The organism is Nocardioides marmotae, from assembly GCF_013177455.1.
GTDB classification, from domain to species: domain Bacteria; phylum Actinomycetota; class Actinomycetes; order Propionibacteriales; family Nocardioidaceae; genus Nocardioides; species Nocardioides marmotae.
This window is the reverse complement of the sequence record NZ_CP053660.1, coordinates 257,141-272,350: the sequence shown is the minus strand read 5'-3', so window position 1 is coordinate 272,350 and position 15,210 is coordinate 257,141. Positions and strand designations below refer to the sequence as shown.

The window sequence follows — 15,210 nt, the reverse complement described above, 5'->3', positions numbered from 1 at the left end:
CGGTCCGGCCGACGCCGGGCTACATGGCCCGGGTGACGTCCTCGGCCCCGGTCTTGTGGTCGCGGGGCCGACCGATGTTCACCAGGTGGTAGAAGGCGATGACCATGATCGTGCCGAGCGCGATGCCGCTGAGCTCGAAGTCGCCCATGACCAGCGTCACGTTGCCGATGCCGGCGATGAGGCCGGCCGCCAGCGGGACCATGTTGATCGGGCTGCCGAAGTCGATCCGGTTGTCCACCCAGATCTTGGCGCCGATGAGGCCGATCATGCCGTAGAGGACGACGGTGATGCCGCCGAGGACGCCACCCGGGATGGCGTTGATGACCACGCCGAACTTCGGGCAGAGACCGAGGATGATCGCCACGGCGGCGGCGACGTAGTAGGCGGCGGTCGAGTAGACCTTGGTGGCCGACATGACGCCGATGTTCTCGGCGTACGTCGTGGTCGGCGAGGCACCGAAGGCGCTGGCCAGGGCGGTCGCGGCGCCGTCGGCGCCGAGCGCGCGGCCCATGTAGGGGTCGAGGTCGTCCCCGGTCATCTCCGCGACGGCGCGGACGTGGCCGGTGTTCTCGGCGATGAGCGCGATGACGGCCGGGATGACCAGCAGCGCGAAGGTCAGGGAGAAGTCCGGCGCGTGGACCTTGCTGACCCCGTCGGCCAGGTCGCCGGTCGGCAGGCCGAACCACGGCGCGTCGCCGAGGCCGGAGAGGTTCACCCGGTCGCGGGTGGTGACGGTGCCGGTGCCGTCAGGCGAGGTGATCTGCCCGAAGACGACGTCGGTCAGGAACGACAGCGCGTAGCCGAAGATGAGCGCGAGGAAGATCGAGATCCGCGACCAGAAGCCGGGGAAGCGCACCGCGGCGACGACGACGAAGGCGGCGGTCGCCAGCGCGATCCACTGGTCCTGGGGCCAGTAGGTGTTCGCGACCACCGGGGCGAGGTTGAAGCCGATCAGCATGACGACGGCGCCGGTGACGGCCGGCGGCAGGATCCGCTTGATCGCGTTGGTGCCGATGTAGTGGACCAGCACGCCGACCAGCAGCAGGATCACACCGGCGATGAGGATCGCGCCGGTGACGTCGGCGGAGTCGCCGCCCTGGGCGCGGATCGCGGCGACACCGGAGACGAACGAGCCGCTCGTGCCGAGGTAGCTGGGCACCTTGTTGTTGACGACCAGCAGGAACAGGATCGTGCAGATACCGGAGAACAGGATCGCCAGGTTGGCGTCCAGCCCCATGATCAGCGGGAAGACGAACGTCGCCCCGAACATCGCCACGACGTGCTGGGCACCCAGACCGATGGTCTTGCCCCAGCTCAGGCGCTCCATCGGCCCGACGGCCTCACCGGGCGCAGGGTCCACCTGCGTCCACTTGAACATCGACATGCGGAAGTTCCCTTCGCCAGCGGTGGTACCGAGAGAGAAGCGAGCCTAGGGAGGCCTAGGTCACGCCCTCATTGGGCAGCATCGCCGAAAGGGTGCCCCGAACGTCGACACAACCTGCCTACGGCGCGCCGCCGGGAACCTGCGGGGTCACCCGCCGACGACCTCGAGCACCTTGAGCGCGACCGCGACGTCGAGGCGCAGGTTGTGGTCGGAGGTGATCGGGCCGAGCAGCCGCTCGAGCTTGGTCACGCGGTAGCGGATGGTGTTGTAGTGGAAGAACTGCAGGCGCGCCGCCTCGGCGACGTTGAAGTTCGTCGACAGCAGCACCTGGAGGGTCTCCCGCAGCGCGGCGGCCTCCTCGGTCTGGCCGGCCAGCTCGCCGAGCACGTCGGTGGCGAAGGCGCGCAGCTCCATGTCGTCGGGGACCATCGCGATCAGCCGGTGCAGGCCCAGCTCGTCGAACCAGGTCGTGGTACCCCCGCCGCGGACCCGCCGGCCGACGGCCACGGCCCGGTAGGCCTGCGCGTAGCTCTCCGGCAGGCTGCGTACGTCGCGTGCCAGCCGCCCCACGCCGACCGAGAACGGCCGGCGGCCGCCGCCCTTGTCGCCGGCGACCGTGCGGACCAGGCGCAGGACCGGGTCCGAGCCGGGCACGCTGCCCTCCGCCGGCAGGACCGTGACCACCTCGGACCCGAAGTCCGCGACCGGGACGGCCCGGGACACCCCGCCGAGCACCTGGCGCCAGGCGTCGGCGAAGCGCTCCTGCCACAGCCGCTGCTCCTCCACCGTCCCGGACGGCTCGCCGGCCGGCGGGGGGTCGAGCTGGGCGACGAGCACGATCGATGGCCCGCCGAGGTCCCAGCCGAAGCCGGCGACGTGCTCGCGGACGAACTCCTCCGAGCCGGCCCGGCCGAGCAGCACGTCGCGCAGGAAGTCGCCGCGGTACTTGTTCTCCACCGCCGAGACCGCCTGCTGCCGGCTGATCGACAGCGCGACCGCGGTGACGGCGCGCCGCAGGGCGACCCGCTCGAGGTCGGTGAGCGCGCGGTCGGCGACGACCACGAGGTGCCCGAGCGGCTGGGCGGGCGTGGCGACCTGGAGGCGGTGCACCCGCGACCCGCCGGCCAGGACGGTGTCCTCGGCGTCGAGCCGCTCCACGCGCAGCCGGCCGGTGGGGTCGACCAGGTCGCCGGCCTCGAGCGCGCCGCGCACGGCATCGCGCAGGCGGGTCACCCGCTCCCGGCCGTCGGTGGTGGTGACCGCGACGTCCACGCGCAGGGAGGCGCCGATGGCGTCGACGATCGCGCCGAGGTCGGCGTTCGCGAGCACCTGCTGGGCGAGGCCCTCGGCCAGCTCGTCGACGTCGAGGGGCTCGACCGACGGCTCGGGCGACGGCGTGGGCGACGACACGGACGCCGACCCATCCGTTATCAACTCTTGTCCCGCGCCGGAGCCGGAGTTGGCAAAGCTCACCATTCGGCGCACCCTAGTTCATCCGTTAGCGTCCGGGAGGTGCCACCTCCGCGCTCGACCCGGACCCGCGTCGCGGGAGCCGGGACCGCCGCCCTCCGGCGACGGTTGCAGGAGGAGCCGGGCACCGGCGAGGTCGTCCACTCCGGGGCCTCCGCGATCTACGTCCTGCTGCGGCACGAGGCCGGCGACCGGGTCGTCGGCGTCGCCGCCCACGGCGCCGTGCACGTGCCGGCCACCATCGCCACCGCCCTGGCCAGCCTGCCCGACGTCCCGGTCGGCACCCCGGCCACGGTCGTCGACGGCGTCCTCCACGTCGGGCACCTCGCCGTCGCGGTCGACCGGCTCGTCCCCACCGACCTCCCCGCCCTCCCGCCGGAGGCCGCCGACCGACTCGCTGCGGCGACCCCCGACCTGACCCCCGTCCGCGACCAGCTCCCCGCGGCGGCGCTCGACGCGCTGGCCGCCGGCGACGGCGACGCCGTCGAGGCCCTCCTCGGCCGCGGCGACGGGCTGACCCCGGTCGGCGACGACGTCGTGGCCGGCTGGCTCGTGGCCGCCCGCGCCGCCGACCGCCCCCGCGGCGCGGTCGCCGCCGGCGTACGTCGCTGGGCGCACCGCACCACCACGCTCTCCGCGACCCTCCTGGTCGACGCGATCGAGGGCGGGTGCATCCCGGAGTTCCGCTCGCTGCTGCTGGCCCTCGCCACCGGCCGCGACGTCGACGGCGCGGTCGCCCGGCTCACCGCCGTCGGCCACACCTCCGGCGCGGGGATGCTCCTCGGCGCCGGCCTCGCGCTCCGCCCCTGACCCACCCGATCCGCACCCGATCCACCGTCCCCGCCACTCCCACCTCACACGGAGGAACCACTCGATGACAGTCGAGCACGTCGAGATCCGCGCCGGCGCGTACGCCGACAGCGTCGCCCTGCTGCAGGTCAGCCGCGACGTCGCCGCCACGCCGGGCGTCGTCGCCGCCCAGGTGGCCATGGCGACCGAGCTCAACCTCGAGGTCCTGGCCGGCATGGGCTTCACGCTGCCGCCGGCCTCCCCCAACGACATGGTCGTTGCGCTGCGCGTCGAGGACGACGGCGTCGTCCCGGCCGCGCTGGCCGCCGTCGACGCCGCCCTGGCCGCGGCCCGCAAGGGCGCCGCGGGCGGGGGCGACACGACCCTCGCCGCCCCGCGCACCACCGGCTCGGCGCTGCGCCGCGCCGGGGGCGGGCTCGCGCTCGTCTCGGTGCCGGGCGCCTCGGCGCTGGTCGAGGCGATGGACGCCCTCGACGCCGGCTCCGACGTGATGGTCTTCAGCGACAACGTGCCGGTCGAGCAGGAGCTCGCCCTGAAGCGGATCGCCCGCGACCGCGGCCTGCTGGTCATGGGCCCCGACTGCGGCACCGCCGTCGTCGGCGGCGTGGGCCTCGGCTTCGCCAACACCACCGCGCCGGGCCGCGTCGGCATCGTCGCCGCCTCCGGCACCGGCTGCCAGCAGGTCCTCGCGCTGCTCGACCACGCCGGCGTCGGCGTCTCCGCCGCGCTCGGCGTCGGCGGCCGCGACCTGTCCGCGGCCATCGGCGGCATCTCCACGATGACCGCCCTGGACCGCCTCGACGCCGACCCGACCATCGAGCAGGTCATCGTCGTCTCCAAGCCGCCGGCCGCCGAGGTCGCCGCCGCGGTGGAGGAGTACGCCGCCGGACTGGGCACGCCGGTCCGCTTCGCGCTGCTCGGCGCCGGCCAGCCCGACATCACCACCCAGGTCGAGAGCCTGCTGGCCGACCTCGGAGTGGCCGTCCCGGAGTGGCCGACCTGGGGCTCGCCCGCGCAGGCCGTCGGCGGCTCCGCGCTGCGCGGCCTCTTCGTCGGCGGCACGCTCTGCGACGAGGCGATGCTCATCGCGGCGGAGTCGCTCGGCGGCATCCGCAGCAACATCCCGCTCTCCCCCGAGCTCGCCCTCGGGCCGGACCTCACCGCGCCGGGCCACCTCATGATCGACTTCGGCGACGACGGCCTCACCCGCGGCCGCGCGCACCCGATGATCGACCCGACGCTGCGCCTCGACCAGCTCACCAAGGTCGCGCAGGACCCCGACACCGCCGTGGTGCTGCTCGACGTCGTCCTCGGCCACGGCGCCCAGGACGACCCGGCCGCCGATCTCGCGCCGGCGATCGCCGCGGCGCGAGCGGTACGCGACGTACCCGTCGTGGTCGCGTGCGTCGGCACCTCGGCCGACCCCCAGGGCCTCCAGCGCCAGGCCGAGGCGCTCGCCGCCGCCGGCGCCGAGGTCCACCTGTCCAACGCCGCCGCCACCCGCCGCGCGCTCGCTCTCGTCCCCGGAGGCACCCTGTGAACCAGCCCGCCCCCAGCCAGCCCCCCGCCGCCGTCGCCGCGGTCGGCGCCGACATGTTCGCCGCCGCCGTCGAGGCCCAGGCCGTCCCGGTCGAGCGCGTCGACTGGAAGCCGCCCATGGACGGCACCGTCGACGACCTCGCCACCGTCGCCGCCGACCCGCTGCGCCGCGACGCCAACGCGCGCGCGGTCAAGCAGATGCTCGACGTCCAGGCGATGCTCGTCGGCGTCGCCCCCGCCTCGGAGCTGCTCGGCCTGGAGAAGGGCCAGTTCCTCCACGCCGGCCCGCCGATCGAGTGGGCCCGCACCGCCGGCCCGCTGCGCGGCGCGCTCATGGGCGCGGCCGCCTTCGAGGGTCTCGTCGAGGACCCCGAGGACGCCGTCGCGCTCTTCGAGGCCGGCACCGAGGTCGCCCTCGAGCCCTGCCACCACCGGGGCGCGGTCGGCCCGATGGCCGGCGTCGTCTCGCCGTCGATGTGGATGTTCGTGCTGGAGGACCCCGCCACCGGGCGCCGCACCTACTGCTCGCTCAACGAGGGCCTCGGCAAGGTGCTCCGCTACGGCGCCTACTCCCCCGAGGTGCTCCAGCGCCTGCGCTGGATGCGCGACTCGCTCGGCCCGCTGCTCGCCGAGGCCGTCACCGCCGCCGGGCCGATCGACGCGACCGCGATCCTCGGCCAGATGCTCCAGATGGGCGACGAGGCGCACAACCGCAACCGCGCCGGCACGCTCATGCTGCTGCGCGACCTCGCCCCGCACCTGGTCCGCTCCTCCCGGCCCGCCGAGGAGGTTGCCGAGGCGCTCGCGTTCGTCGGCGGCAACGACCACTTCTTCCTCAACGTCGCGATGCCGGCCTGCAAGCTCGCCCTCGACGCCGCCCGCGACATCGAGGGCAGCACGATGGTCGTCGCGATGGCCCGCAACGGCACCGACTTCGGCATCCAGGTCTCCGGCACCGGCGACCAGTGGTTCACCGGACCGGCGCAGCTGGCCGACGGCCTGTTCCTCGGCGACTACGGCCCCGAGGACGCCAACCCCGACATCGGCGACTCCGCGATCACCGAGACCGCCGGCATCGGCGGCTTCGCGATGGCCGCCGCCCCGGCGATCGTCCGGTTCGTCGGCGGCACCGTGCCCGACGCGCTGGCCACCAGCCGCCGGATGCGCGAGATCACCATCGGCGAGAACGACCGCTGGCCGATCCCGGTCCTCGACTTCGCCGGCGCCGCCACCGGCATCGATGTCTCCGCGGTCTGCCGCACCGGCATCCTGCCGCAGATCAACACCGGCATGGCCGGCCGGGTCGCCGGCGTCGGCCAGGTCGGCGCCGGGCTGGTCACCCCGCCCGCGTCGATCTTCCCCGCGGCCCTCGCCGCGCTGGCCGAGCGCACCCGGGCCCGCGCCGAGGCCTGACCGGCCCCACGACGTACGGCGCGCGCACCCCGGCGATCCCGGGGGCGCGCGCCGTCCGCATTCCCCCACCCCCGCCCGCCACCTCGCCGAGTCGGCACTTCTGACGGGCCGAGTCCGCACTTCTGACCGGCCGAGTCCGCACTTCTGGCGGGCCCTCCTTCGAGGCCCTCAGGAGGAGCGGTCGAGCCGACGGGCGAGGTACGGCGCGGTGGCGCCCACCCCGGCCGCGGCGACCTCCCGCGGGGTGCCCTCCGCGACGACCCGGCCGCCGGTGTCGCCGCCGCCGGGGCCGAGGTCGACGACCCGGTCGGCGGTGGCGATCGTGTCGAGGTCGTGCTCGACCAGCACCACGGTGTTGCCGGCATCGACGAGCCGGTGCAGCTGGCGCACCAACCGGTCGGTGTCGGAGGGGTGCAGCCCCGCGGTGGGCTCGTCGAGGACGTAGAGCGTGTGCCCGCGCTGGACGCGCTGGAGCTCGGTGGCCAGCTTGATCCGCTGCGCCTCGCCGCCGCTGAGCTCGGTGGCCGGCTGCCCCAGCCGCAGGTAGCCCAGCCCCACCTCCTGCAGCGCCCGCAGCCCCCGGGCCGCCACCGGCACGTCGGCGAGCACCTCGGCGGCCTCGTCGACCGCCATCGCCAGCACGTCGGCGATGCTGCGCCCGCGGTAGGTCACCTCGAGCGTCTCCGCGTCGTACCGCGCGCCGTGGCAGGTCGGGCACGGCGCGTAGGTGCTGGGCAGGAACACCAGCTCCACCGACACGAACCCCTCCCCCTCGCACGTCGGGCAGCGCCCCTCGGCGGTGTTGAAGGAGAACCGGCCGGCGCCGTACCCGCGCTCGCGCGCCTCCGGCGTCGCGGCGAAGACCTTGCGGACGGCGTCGAAGAGCCCCGTGTACGTCGCCAGGTTGGACCGCGGCGTACGCCCGATCGGCCGCTGGTCGACGAGCACCAGCCGGTCGACCTGCTCGAGGCCGCGGACCGCCCGGACGCCGACCTCGCCCGAGCCCGACCGCGAGCCCGCGCCCGGCCCCACCCCGGAGCCGTCCCCCACCACGTCGTCGTCCCCGTCGGGCTCGACCGCGGGCTGGCCCAGGTGGCGCCGGACGGCCTCGGCGAGCACCTGGACGACGAGCGTCGACTTGCCCGACCCGGAGGGGCCGGTGACGGCGGTGAACGCGCCGAGCGGCAGGTCGACGGTGACGTCGGCGAGGTTGTGCCGGGTGACGCCCTCGAGCCGGAGGTGGCCGCTCGGCTCCCGGGGCTGGTGCTCGAAGCGCTCGGCGCGGCCGAAGAGGTGCTCGGCGGTCAGCGAGCCCGCGACGTCGGCCAGGCCCGGGACCGGCCCGGAGTAGAGCACCTGCCCGCCGCCCTCGCCGGCGCCGGGGCCGATGTCGACGACCCAGTCCGCGCGGCGCACGACGTCCATGTCGTGCTCGACGACGAAGAGCGTGTTGCCGGCGGCCTTGAGCCGGTCGAGCACGGCGAGCAGCGGCTCGGCGTCGGCCGGGTGCAGGCCCGCGGACGGCTCGTCGAGCACGTAGACGACGCCGAAGAGCCCCGAGCGCAGCTGCGTGGCGATCCGCAGCCGCTGCGCCTCGCCCGGGGAGAGCGTGGTGGAGCCGCGGCCCAGTGAGAGGTAGCCCAGCCCGAGGTCGAGCAGGACCTCGATCCGCGCGACCAGGTCGGCGCTGATCCGCACCGCCGCGTCGTCAGGGTCGCCCTTGGCCTCGGGGCGCAGCAGCTCGACCAGCTCGGTGAGGGGGGCGGCGTTCGCCTCGGCGATCGAGAGGCCGGCGAAGGTGACCGCGAGCGCCTCGGGCCGCAGGCCGCTGCCGCCGCAGGTGCGGCACGGCGCGGTGCTGACGAAGGCCAGCATCCGGGCGCGCATCTTCTCGCTGGGCGAGGAGGCGAGGGTCTGCTGCACGTGGCGGCGGGCGCTGCGGAAGGTGCCCATGTAGTCGCGTCCGCCGCCGCCGTCCTTGTCCTGGGGGCGGATCAGCACGCGCGGCTGCTCCTCGGTGAACAGCAGCCACTGCCGGTCCTCCGCGGACAGCTCGCGCCAGGGCCGGTCGACGTCGATGCCGAGGTTCTTCACGATGCGGCGCAGGTTGTGGGCCTGCCACGCGCCCGGCCACGCGGCGATCGCGCCCTCGCGGATGCTCAGCGAGGAGTCGGGGACCAGCAGGTCCTCGGTGACGTCGTGGGTGACGCCGGCGCCGTGGCACTCCGGGCAGGCGCCGGCGGCGGTGTTCGGGCTGAACGCCTCCGCCGCGAGGTGCTCGGCGCCCTCGGGGTAGGTGCCGGCGCGGGAGTAGAGGATCCGCAGCAGGTTCGACAGGGTCGTGATCGTCCCGACGGTCGAGCGCGAGCTCGACGACCCGCGGCGCTGCTGGAGCGCCACCGCGGGCGGCAGGCCGGTGATCTCCTCGACGTGCGGCACGCCGACCTGCTGGAGCAACCGGCGGGCGTACGGCGCCACCGACTCGAAGTAGCGGCGCTGCGCCTCGGCGTACAGCGTGCCGAAGGCCAGCGAGGACTTCCCCGACCCCGACACCCCGGTGAAGGCCACCATCGCGTCGCGGGGCAGGTCGACGTCGACGTCCTTGAGGTTGTGCTCGCTGGCGCCGCGGACCCGCACGCAGCCGTCGAGCGCCTCGGGGCTCGTCACCTGGCCGCCGCTCATGCCGCCGCCTCCGCGGCGCGGCAGTGGACGAGGACGCCGACGACCAGCTCGCGGGAGATGAGGTCGCCGATGGTGTCCTGCTGGTCCTGGGCGCGGGCCCAGCGCGGGTCGTCGCGGTGGCGCCGCTCGACGGCGTCGTCGACCGCGTCGGCGGCGCGCTGCCAGTCCTCGGGCGTGCTGGGCAGGTCGGTGAGCGGGACCGTCTCGACGACCCGCAGTCCCGCGGCGGCGACGGCGGCCTCCAGCTCGGCGCGGTCGGGGAAGTGGTTGCCCTCGGGCTGGTCGGGCAGGGAGTCGACCGCACGTTCGTAGACGAGCAGGCCGACGCCGCCCCCGGGCCGCACGGTGCGGCGCAGCTCGGCGAGGTGGGCGGCCTTGTCCTCCACGGTGCACAGCACGCCGAGGGACCAGGCGGCGTCGAAGGTCGCGTCCGCGAACGGCAGGCGCGCACCGTCGGCCACCGTCACCGTGCTGCCGAAGAGCTGCTGGGCGGCCCAGCACGCCCCGGCCATCGGCTCGGCGAGGACCGGTCGCGCGCCCCGCTCGTCGGCGACGTACGCCGCTGGGCCGCCGACCCCCGCGCCGGAGTCGAGCAGGTGGGTGCCGGGGCCGATGCCGATCGCGTCGGCCAGCCAGTCGAGCGCGGCGGGGCTGCCGCTGCCTCGGCACGCGGCCGGCAGCGCGTGGTCGGGGCCGAGCTCGCGCACCGCGGCCACCGTCCACGACGCGACGGTGTCGAACTCGTCGACCATCGGGTCCTGCTCGCTCATCGCTGTCCCTCCCTGATCCGTGCGCCGACCTCGGCCTTGACGGCGGCGCCGTCCAGCGCGCCCGCGCTCGAGGCCAGGCCGGAGAGGTTGACACCCGCCACGCCCTCGACGGCGAGCAGCGCGCGGGCCTCGCGCACCGCCTCCTCGATACCCGCCTCGCGCACGTCCGACGCGCCGAGCACCGCCTCGACCCGCTCGCCGTCGAGGTGCAGGCCGGGGAAGCGCTGCAGCACCCGCGCGGACCGCTCGTCGGTGTAGACCGCCACCCCCGCGACCACGGGCACCCGCAGGCCGAGCTCCCGCGCCGCGGCCACGAACGCCGCCACCTCGGCCGCGGTCCCGACGTGGTTGAGCACCGCCAGGTGCGCCCCGGCCCGCTGCTTCTCCACCAGCCGGGCCGGGCGCAGGTGGCGCGGCGCGGCCCCGGGCGCCTCCGGCACCGCCACCGCGTGACCGGCCTCGGCCGCCATCGCCGCCAGCCGGGTCCCGTCGAGGTCGAAGACCTGGGTGACGCCGGGCCGCACCCCCGGCGCGCGGGCGTCCCCGGTCACGCAGAGCACGCCGTCGGCGCCGGCGAGGGCGAGGCCGGCGAGCTCCTGCTCGAGCACGACCCGGTTCCGGTCGCGGCAGGCCAGCGTCGTCCACGACACCCCGCCGGCCTCGCCGACCAGCGCCGCCATCGCGGTCGGCGGGAGGTCCGGCCGGTCCTGGTGCTCCCCGAGGAGCACCGCGTCGCACGACCCGGCCAGCCGCTCCACGACCCGGCGGACCCCGCCGGCGTCGTACGCCGGCACCGTCAGGTCCGTCAGCACCACCGGCCCCCGCTGCGCCGCCTCGAGCAGCCGGCTCCGCGGCGCCCGGCCGGCGGCCGGCGGCCCGTCCCAGGCCACCACGGCGGCCGGCTCCTGGGCGAACGGGCACGGCCGCGCGTCCACCTCGCACGAGGAGTCGTCGCGGACCCCGCCGCACGGCCCGTACCGCATCCGCTTGGGGCACTCCACGATCGTCTGCATCGACGGGCCGGTACCCACGCCGGCGGGGCGGCCCCGTCGCTCAGCGGGTGCAGGCCGGACCGGGAGGACAGACCTCGAAGCCGACGTCGGCCACGGCCCGGTACGCCGTCCCCCCGACCTCGTAGTCCAGGGCGCTCTGCGGCCACAGCCACTGACCCGTGCGGCGGACCTCGATGAGGTAGATGATCTCCGCGGTGCCGCCCGCCGGCAGCTCCGCCTCCTCGACCGGCACCGCGGAGCGCCACCAGCGGCGCCAGCCCGGGGTGGGCCACGGGGCGGCGCCGAGCAGGTCGCCCGCGCCCGGCGCGGGGCCGAGGTCGACCACCCGGACGTCGATGACCCCGGCGTCGGCGGGGTCGACCGAGCCGAGCATGTCCCCGGCACGCAGCACCGCCGGCTCGTCGCCGGCGTTCGTCACCGTGGCCGCGCCGTGGATGACCCGCTCCCCCGCCGACGCGCGCATGCCCGAGACGACCCTCCCGCCGCCGAGGTCGAACGTCACCGGGCCGACCCTGGCCCGCCCGACGTCGTCGCCCGCCGACCCCGAGCACCCGAGCAGCACCAGCGGGAGGACGAGGGCCGCGCCGATGGCGGCGCGGGTCCGACGGCCGATCGTGCCCATGGATCGCTCCCGCCGCTGCCGGGCCGTGGCTCGTCCCGCCGAGCCGGGTCCCGCTGGCCGCGAACCTACCCGCGGACCAGGACGGCGTCGAGCTCGATGACCCGCAGCGTCGGCGGGTCGAAGGAGACCGGGTAGAGACCGGCCAGCGCCCAGCCCTTCTCGGTGTACGCCGCCAGGTGCTCCTCCATCAGCGGGACCCCCTCGTAGATCGGCACGACGGCCACCTCCGACAGCACGGCGACGACCGGGCCGCCGGCCTCCACCAACGCGCCCGCACCGCGGAACGCCGGTAGGTCGAAACCCTGGGTGTCGAGCTTCAGCAGCGCCCGCTCCGCGCCGCCGGCCACCTCGCACCAGACCGCGTCGAGGCGCCGCACCTGCACCTCCTCCTCGCGGGTGCGGGCCATCACGTCCTTCCACGCCCGCCCGAACGCCGAGGACGGCCGGAGCGACCCGAGCTCGGACTGCTCGTCGACCGCGTGCAGCACCGCGGTCCCCTCCTGCTCGCCGAGCGCCCAGGGGTGCACCCGCCACCGGTCGTCGCCCGCGGCGGCCGCCACCAGCCGCTCCCGCGGGCCGGCCGCGGGCTCGAAGGACGCCAGCGCGCCGGCGTACCCCTGGGTGCGCAGCGACGTCGCGAACTGCCCGCTGTTGGCGCCGACGTCGAGGACCAGGTCGATCGCGAGGTCCTCGATCAGCCAGCGCAGGTGGGCGTCGCGGGCCTGCTCGCTCAGGGCGCGCTGCCGGTCGAGGTGGCTGGTCACCCCACCCACCCAAGCAGAGCCCGCCTACCGGGACCGGGCTCTCAGCTCGGGTCGAGCCGACCCCTGCGCCGCCGCCACCGCGCCGCCGCAGCGACGGCCACCAGCGCGATCCCGATCAGGACGAGAGCCGCACCGAGGTCGGCCGAGCCTCCGCCCCACGACGCGAGGAACAGGCCCGCCAGCAGGAGGAGCGCGCCGAGCGGGATCATCCCCGCGAGGAGGCGCGCCGTGCGCGCCGAGCCCTGCCTGGTCATCGGTCGTCCCTTCGGTCGGAGGTCGGTCACCCGGCAATGACGAAGGCCCCCGACCGCATCACTGCTGGTCAGGGGCCCGATCCGAGCCGCCTGTCGGAATCGAACCGACGACCTTCTCATTACGAGTGAGACGCTCTACCGACTGAGCTAAGGCGGCGCGCTGCCCGGCGCGGTCGGGACCTGCCGGGCAACCCGGGTGAGTATACGGACGCCGCCTGCCGGGCGCGAAACCGGCACCCGCCGGGGTTCCGTCGGTGCGACTCAGGCCGCGAGGACCACCTTCGAGGACGTCGCCGGGGCGAGGGAGTAGAGGGCCGACTGCTCGGCGCCGCACCAGCAGGTGAAGGTCGCGACCGGACCCTGCTCGCTCTCGGCGACCGCCGTGACCTGGGAGGGGAAGATGAGCTGGCGCTTGGCGCAGGCGGTGCAGACGTGGGTGAACACGGCGGGTCCTTTCTCGACTCGGGGCACAGGGGTGATCACCTCATTCTCCGCCAGCGCAACTCATAGGGGTAGCCTGACTTTCCTTCTATTGACATAGGCTCGACCTATGCTTTCCGTGCACCAGCTCACGTGCTTCCTCGCCACCTACGAGCAGGGCTCGCTGACCCGGGCGGCCGAGGAGCTCGGGTACGCCCAGCCCTCGGTCTCCGAGCAGATCCGCGCACTGGAGAAGTCGCTCGACGTGCAGCTGTTCCGGCGCGTGGGGCGCGGCGTGGTGCCCACGACGGTCGCCGACACCCTGCGGCCGTACGCCGAGCGGGTGCTGGCCGCGATCGGCGACGCCGAGCAGGCGGTGCGCAGCGTGCGGTCGCTGGAGACCGGCACCATCCGGTTCGGGATGTTCGGCACCGCCCGCCTCTACGCCGGCGCCGGACTGGTGGCTGACGTGCTCGAGCGCTACCCCGGCGTGCGGGTGGAGCTGATCGGGCAGAACTCCACCGACGTGCAGGAGGAGCTGCGCCGCGGCCGGCTCGAGGCGGCGATGATCGCGGTGGCCGCCGTCTCCAGCGAGGGCATGACCATCACCCCGGTCGCCCGCGACGAGCTCGTCTACATCTCCGCCGACCCCGAGCGGGTCGCCTCGCCGGTGACCGCGGCCCGGCTCTCCCAGGCCTCGCTCGTCATGCCGGAGACGACTTGGCGCGCCAACGACTCCACCCGGATCGTGCTGCGCCAGATGCTGCACGAGACCGGCCGCAACCCGGTGACCCGGATCGAGGTCGAGGACGTCGAGACCGCCGTCGAGCTGGTCGGGCGCGGCCTGGCCGACAGCGTCGTACCCCGCGGCGTGGTCGACGCCCTGCTCCCCCGCCTCGCGCCGAACGCCGGCTGGGCGTCGCTGCGCCCCCGCCAGCACGACGTGCTCGCCATCGTGCACCGAGCCGACGCGGTCCTCTCCCCGGCCGCCCGGCTGATGATCGAGCTCGCGACCCGCCGCATCCAGGAGATCTGCGAGCCGGTGCGGCCCCGCTGACGCCGACCCCTGTTATTGTCGAGTTACTCACTTGACTTATTGCAGGAGGAAGCATGACCAGCACCCTGGACCGGCCCGCCGGCGCGACGTCGCCCACCCTGCCCACCGTCCGCAAGATCGGCGGCCGCATCGGCGCGGTCATCGAGGGCGTCACCCTCGGCCCGGACCTCCACCCCGAGGTCGTCGCCACCGTCCGCGCCGCGCTGCTGGCCCACAAGGTCGTCTTCTTCCGCGGGCAGGACCACCTCGACGACGCCGGCCAGCTCGCGTTCGCCGAGCAGCTCGGCACGCTCACCACCGCGCACCCGACCGTCAACACCGGCAGCGCGCACGTGCTCAGCCTCAACGCGACCAAGGGGATGGCCGCCAACAGCTGGCACACCGACGTCACCTTCGTCGACCGGATCCCCGCGATCAGCATCCTGCGCGGCGTGACCATCCCGCCGTACGGCGGCAACACGATGTGGGCGAGCACGGTGGCGGCGTACGACGCCCTCACCCCGCCGCTGCGCGCCCTCGTGGACCACCTGTGGGCGGTGCACACCAACGAGTACGACTACGTCGCCAGCTCCGAGGACCCCGACGGCGACTCCCCGGACCGCGACGCCCTGGACCGCCGCCAGTTCCGCGCCACCTACTACGAGACCGAGCACCCGGTCGTGCGGGTGCACCCCGAGACCGGCGAGCGCTCGTTGGTGCTCGGCCACTTCGTCAAGCGCTTCGTCGGCCTGAACTCCGCGGAGTCCAGCGCCCTGTTCAAGCTGCTGCAGGACCGGGTCACCAAGCCGGAGAACACCGTGCGCTGGCAGTGGCAGCCCGGCGACGTCGCCATGTGGGACAACCGCGCCACCCAGCACTACGCGGTCGCCGACTTCGACAACCACCCCCGCGAGGTACGTCGCGTGACGCTCGTCGGCGACGTGCCGGTCGCGATCGACGGCCGCACCAGCCGCGTCGTCGCCGGCAGCTCGGACGCCTACACCCGCATCGACGAGCTGATCAGCTGACTGGC

14 protein-coding genes and 1 tRNA gene are annotated in these 15,210 nt (G+C 75.0%); 5 read left to right on the top strand and 10 right to left on the bottom strand.

What is annotated here, in order from left to right:
* Positions 1-19: 19 nt before the first annotated feature.
* A complete protein-coding gene (locus HPC71_RS01290) occupies positions 20-1,384 on the bottom strand; it encodes a uracil-xanthine permease family protein (protein ID WP_154612802.1) in 1,365 nt (454 codons plus the stop codon).
* A 147-nt stretch (positions 1,385-1,531) separates the two neighbouring features.
* Positions 1,532-2,794: a PucR family transcriptional regulator gene (locus tag HPC71_RS01285; protein ID WP_171895976.1), complete on the bottom strand. Its 1,263-nt coding sequence runs from the start codon at positions 2,792-2,794 to the stop codon at positions 1,532-1,534.
* A gap of 102 nt (positions 2,795-2,896) precedes the next feature.
* Between HPC71_RS01285 and HPC71_RS01280 the strand changes: the two genes are divergently transcribed.
* From HPC71_RS01280 to HPC71_RS01270, 3 genes are all read left to right on the top strand, one after another.
* Positions 2,897-3,664, top strand: a complete 768-nt coding sequence (locus HPC71_RS01280) for an oxamate carbamoyltransferase subunit AllH family protein (RefSeq protein ID WP_171895975.1) — start codon at positions 2,897-2,899, stop codon at positions 3,662-3,664.
* 64 nt (positions 3,665-3,728) lie between these two features.
* Positions 3,729-5,204: an AllF/FdrA family protein gene (locus tag HPC71_RS01275; RefSeq protein ID WP_154613387.1), complete on the top strand. Its 1,476-nt coding sequence runs from the start codon at positions 3,729-3,731 to the stop codon at positions 5,202-5,204.
* On the top strand, positions 5,201-6,616 hold the full coding sequence (locus HPC71_RS01270; RefSeq protein ID WP_253943853.1) for a YlbE family protein: 1,416 nt from the start codon (positions 5,201-5,203) through the stop codon (positions 6,614-6,616). The genes HPC71_RS01275 and HPC71_RS01270 overlap by 4 nt, the downstream gene beginning before the upstream one ends.
* A 168-nt stretch (positions 6,617-6,784) precedes the next feature.
* Here HPC71_RS01270 and HPC71_RS01265 read toward each other — a convergent pair whose 3' ends face one another.
* The 8 genes from HPC71_RS01265 to HPC71_RS01230 form a co-directional block, all read right to left on the bottom strand.
* Positions 6,785-9,298, bottom strand: a complete 2,514-nt coding sequence (locus tag HPC71_RS01265; protein ID WP_154613386.1) for an excinuclease ABC subunit UvrA — start codon at positions 9,296-9,298, stop codon at positions 6,785-6,787.
* Entirely contained in the window at positions 9,295-10,068 is a 774-nt protein-coding gene (locus tag HPC71_RS01260) for a methyltransferase domain-containing protein (RefSeq protein ID WP_216656504.1), read from the bottom strand. Before HPC71_RS01260 ends, HPC71_RS01265 begins: the two co-directional genes overlap by 4 nt.
* A complete protein-coding gene (locus tag HPC71_RS01255; protein WP_154613385.1) occupies positions 10,065-11,081 on the bottom strand; it encodes a methylenetetrahydrofolate reductase C-terminal domain-containing protein in 1,017 nt (338 codons plus the stop codon). Before HPC71_RS01255 ends, HPC71_RS01260 begins: the two co-directional genes overlap by 4 nt.
* A gap of 40 nt (positions 11,082-11,121) precedes the next feature.
* Complete coding sequence (locus HPC71_RS01250) at positions 11,122-11,703, bottom strand: hypothetical protein (protein WP_154613384.1); 582 nt, start codon at positions 11,701-11,703, stop codon at positions 11,122-11,124.
* A gap of 65 nt (positions 11,704-11,768) precedes the next feature.
* Positions 11,769-12,467 (bottom strand): FkbM family methyltransferase, encoded by a 699-nt coding sequence (locus tag HPC71_RS01245; RefSeq protein WP_154613383.1) that lies wholly within the window; start codon positions 12,465-12,467, stop codon positions 11,769-11,771.
* Between the two features lie 41 nt (positions 12,468-12,508).
* Positions 12,509-12,721 (bottom strand): hypothetical protein, encoded by a 213-nt coding sequence (locus HPC71_RS01240; RefSeq protein WP_154613382.1) that lies wholly within the window; start codon positions 12,719-12,721, stop codon positions 12,509-12,511.
* Positions 12,722-12,805: 84 nt separating this feature from the next.
* Positions 12,806-12,878 (bottom strand) — tRNA-Thr (locus tag HPC71_RS01235).
* Positions 12,879-12,982: 104 nt separating this feature from the next.
* Positions 12,983-13,165, bottom strand: coding sequence for a hypothetical protein (locus HPC71_RS01230; RefSeq protein WP_154612776.1), 183 nt, complete (start codon positions 13,163-13,165; stop codon positions 12,983-12,985).
* Between the two features lie 106 nt (positions 13,166-13,271).
* Between HPC71_RS01230 and HPC71_RS01225 the strand changes: the two genes are divergently transcribed.
* Both HPC71_RS01225 and HPC71_RS01220 read left to right on the top strand, forming a co-directional pair.
* Entirely contained in the window at positions 13,272-14,198 is a 927-nt protein-coding gene (locus HPC71_RS01225; protein WP_154612775.1) for a LysR family transcriptional regulator, read from the top strand.
* 53 nt (positions 14,199-14,251) lie between these two features.
* Complete coding sequence (locus tag HPC71_RS01220) at positions 14,252-15,205, top strand: TauD/TfdA dioxygenase family protein (RefSeq protein WP_154613381.1); 954 nt, start codon at positions 14,252-14,254, stop codon at positions 15,203-15,205.
* Positions 15,206-15,210: the final 5 nt, after the last annotated feature.

Coding starts and splice junctions, on each gene's coding strand:
- HPC71_RS01290 (WP_154612802.1), bottom strand. CDS start 1,384: ATGTCGATGTTCAAGTGGACGCAGGTGGACCCTGCGCCCGGTGAGGCC.
- HPC71_RS01275 (WP_154613387.1), top strand. CDS start 3,729: ATGACAGTCGAGCACGTCGAGATCCGCGCCGGCGCGTACGCCGACAGC.
- HPC71_RS01265 (WP_154613386.1), bottom strand. CDS start 9,298: ATGAGCGGCGGCCAGGTGACGAGCCCCGAGGCGCTCGACGGCTGCGTG.
- HPC71_RS01260 (WP_216656504.1), bottom strand. CDS start 10,068: ATGAGCGAGCAGGACCCGATGGTCGACGAGTTCGACACCGTCGCGTCG.
- HPC71_RS01255 (WP_154613385.1), bottom strand. CDS start 11,081: ATGCAGACGATCGTGGAGTGCCCCAAGCGGATGCGGTACGGGCCGTGC.
- HPC71_RS01250 (WP_154613384.1), bottom strand. CDS start 11,703: ATGGGCACGATCGGCCGTCGGACCCGCGCCGCCATCGGCGCGGCCCTC.
- HPC71_RS01240 (WP_154613382.1), bottom strand. CDS start 12,721: ATGACCAGGCAGGGCTCGGCGCGCACGGCGCGCCTCCTCGCGGGGATG.
- HPC71_RS01225 (WP_154612775.1), top strand. CDS start 13,272: ATGCTTTCCGTGCACCAGCTCACGTGCTTCCTCGCCACCTACGAGCAG.
- HPC71_RS01220 (WP_154613381.1), top strand. CDS start 14,252: ATGACCAGCACCCTGGACCGGCCCGCCGGCGCGACGTCGCCCACCCTG.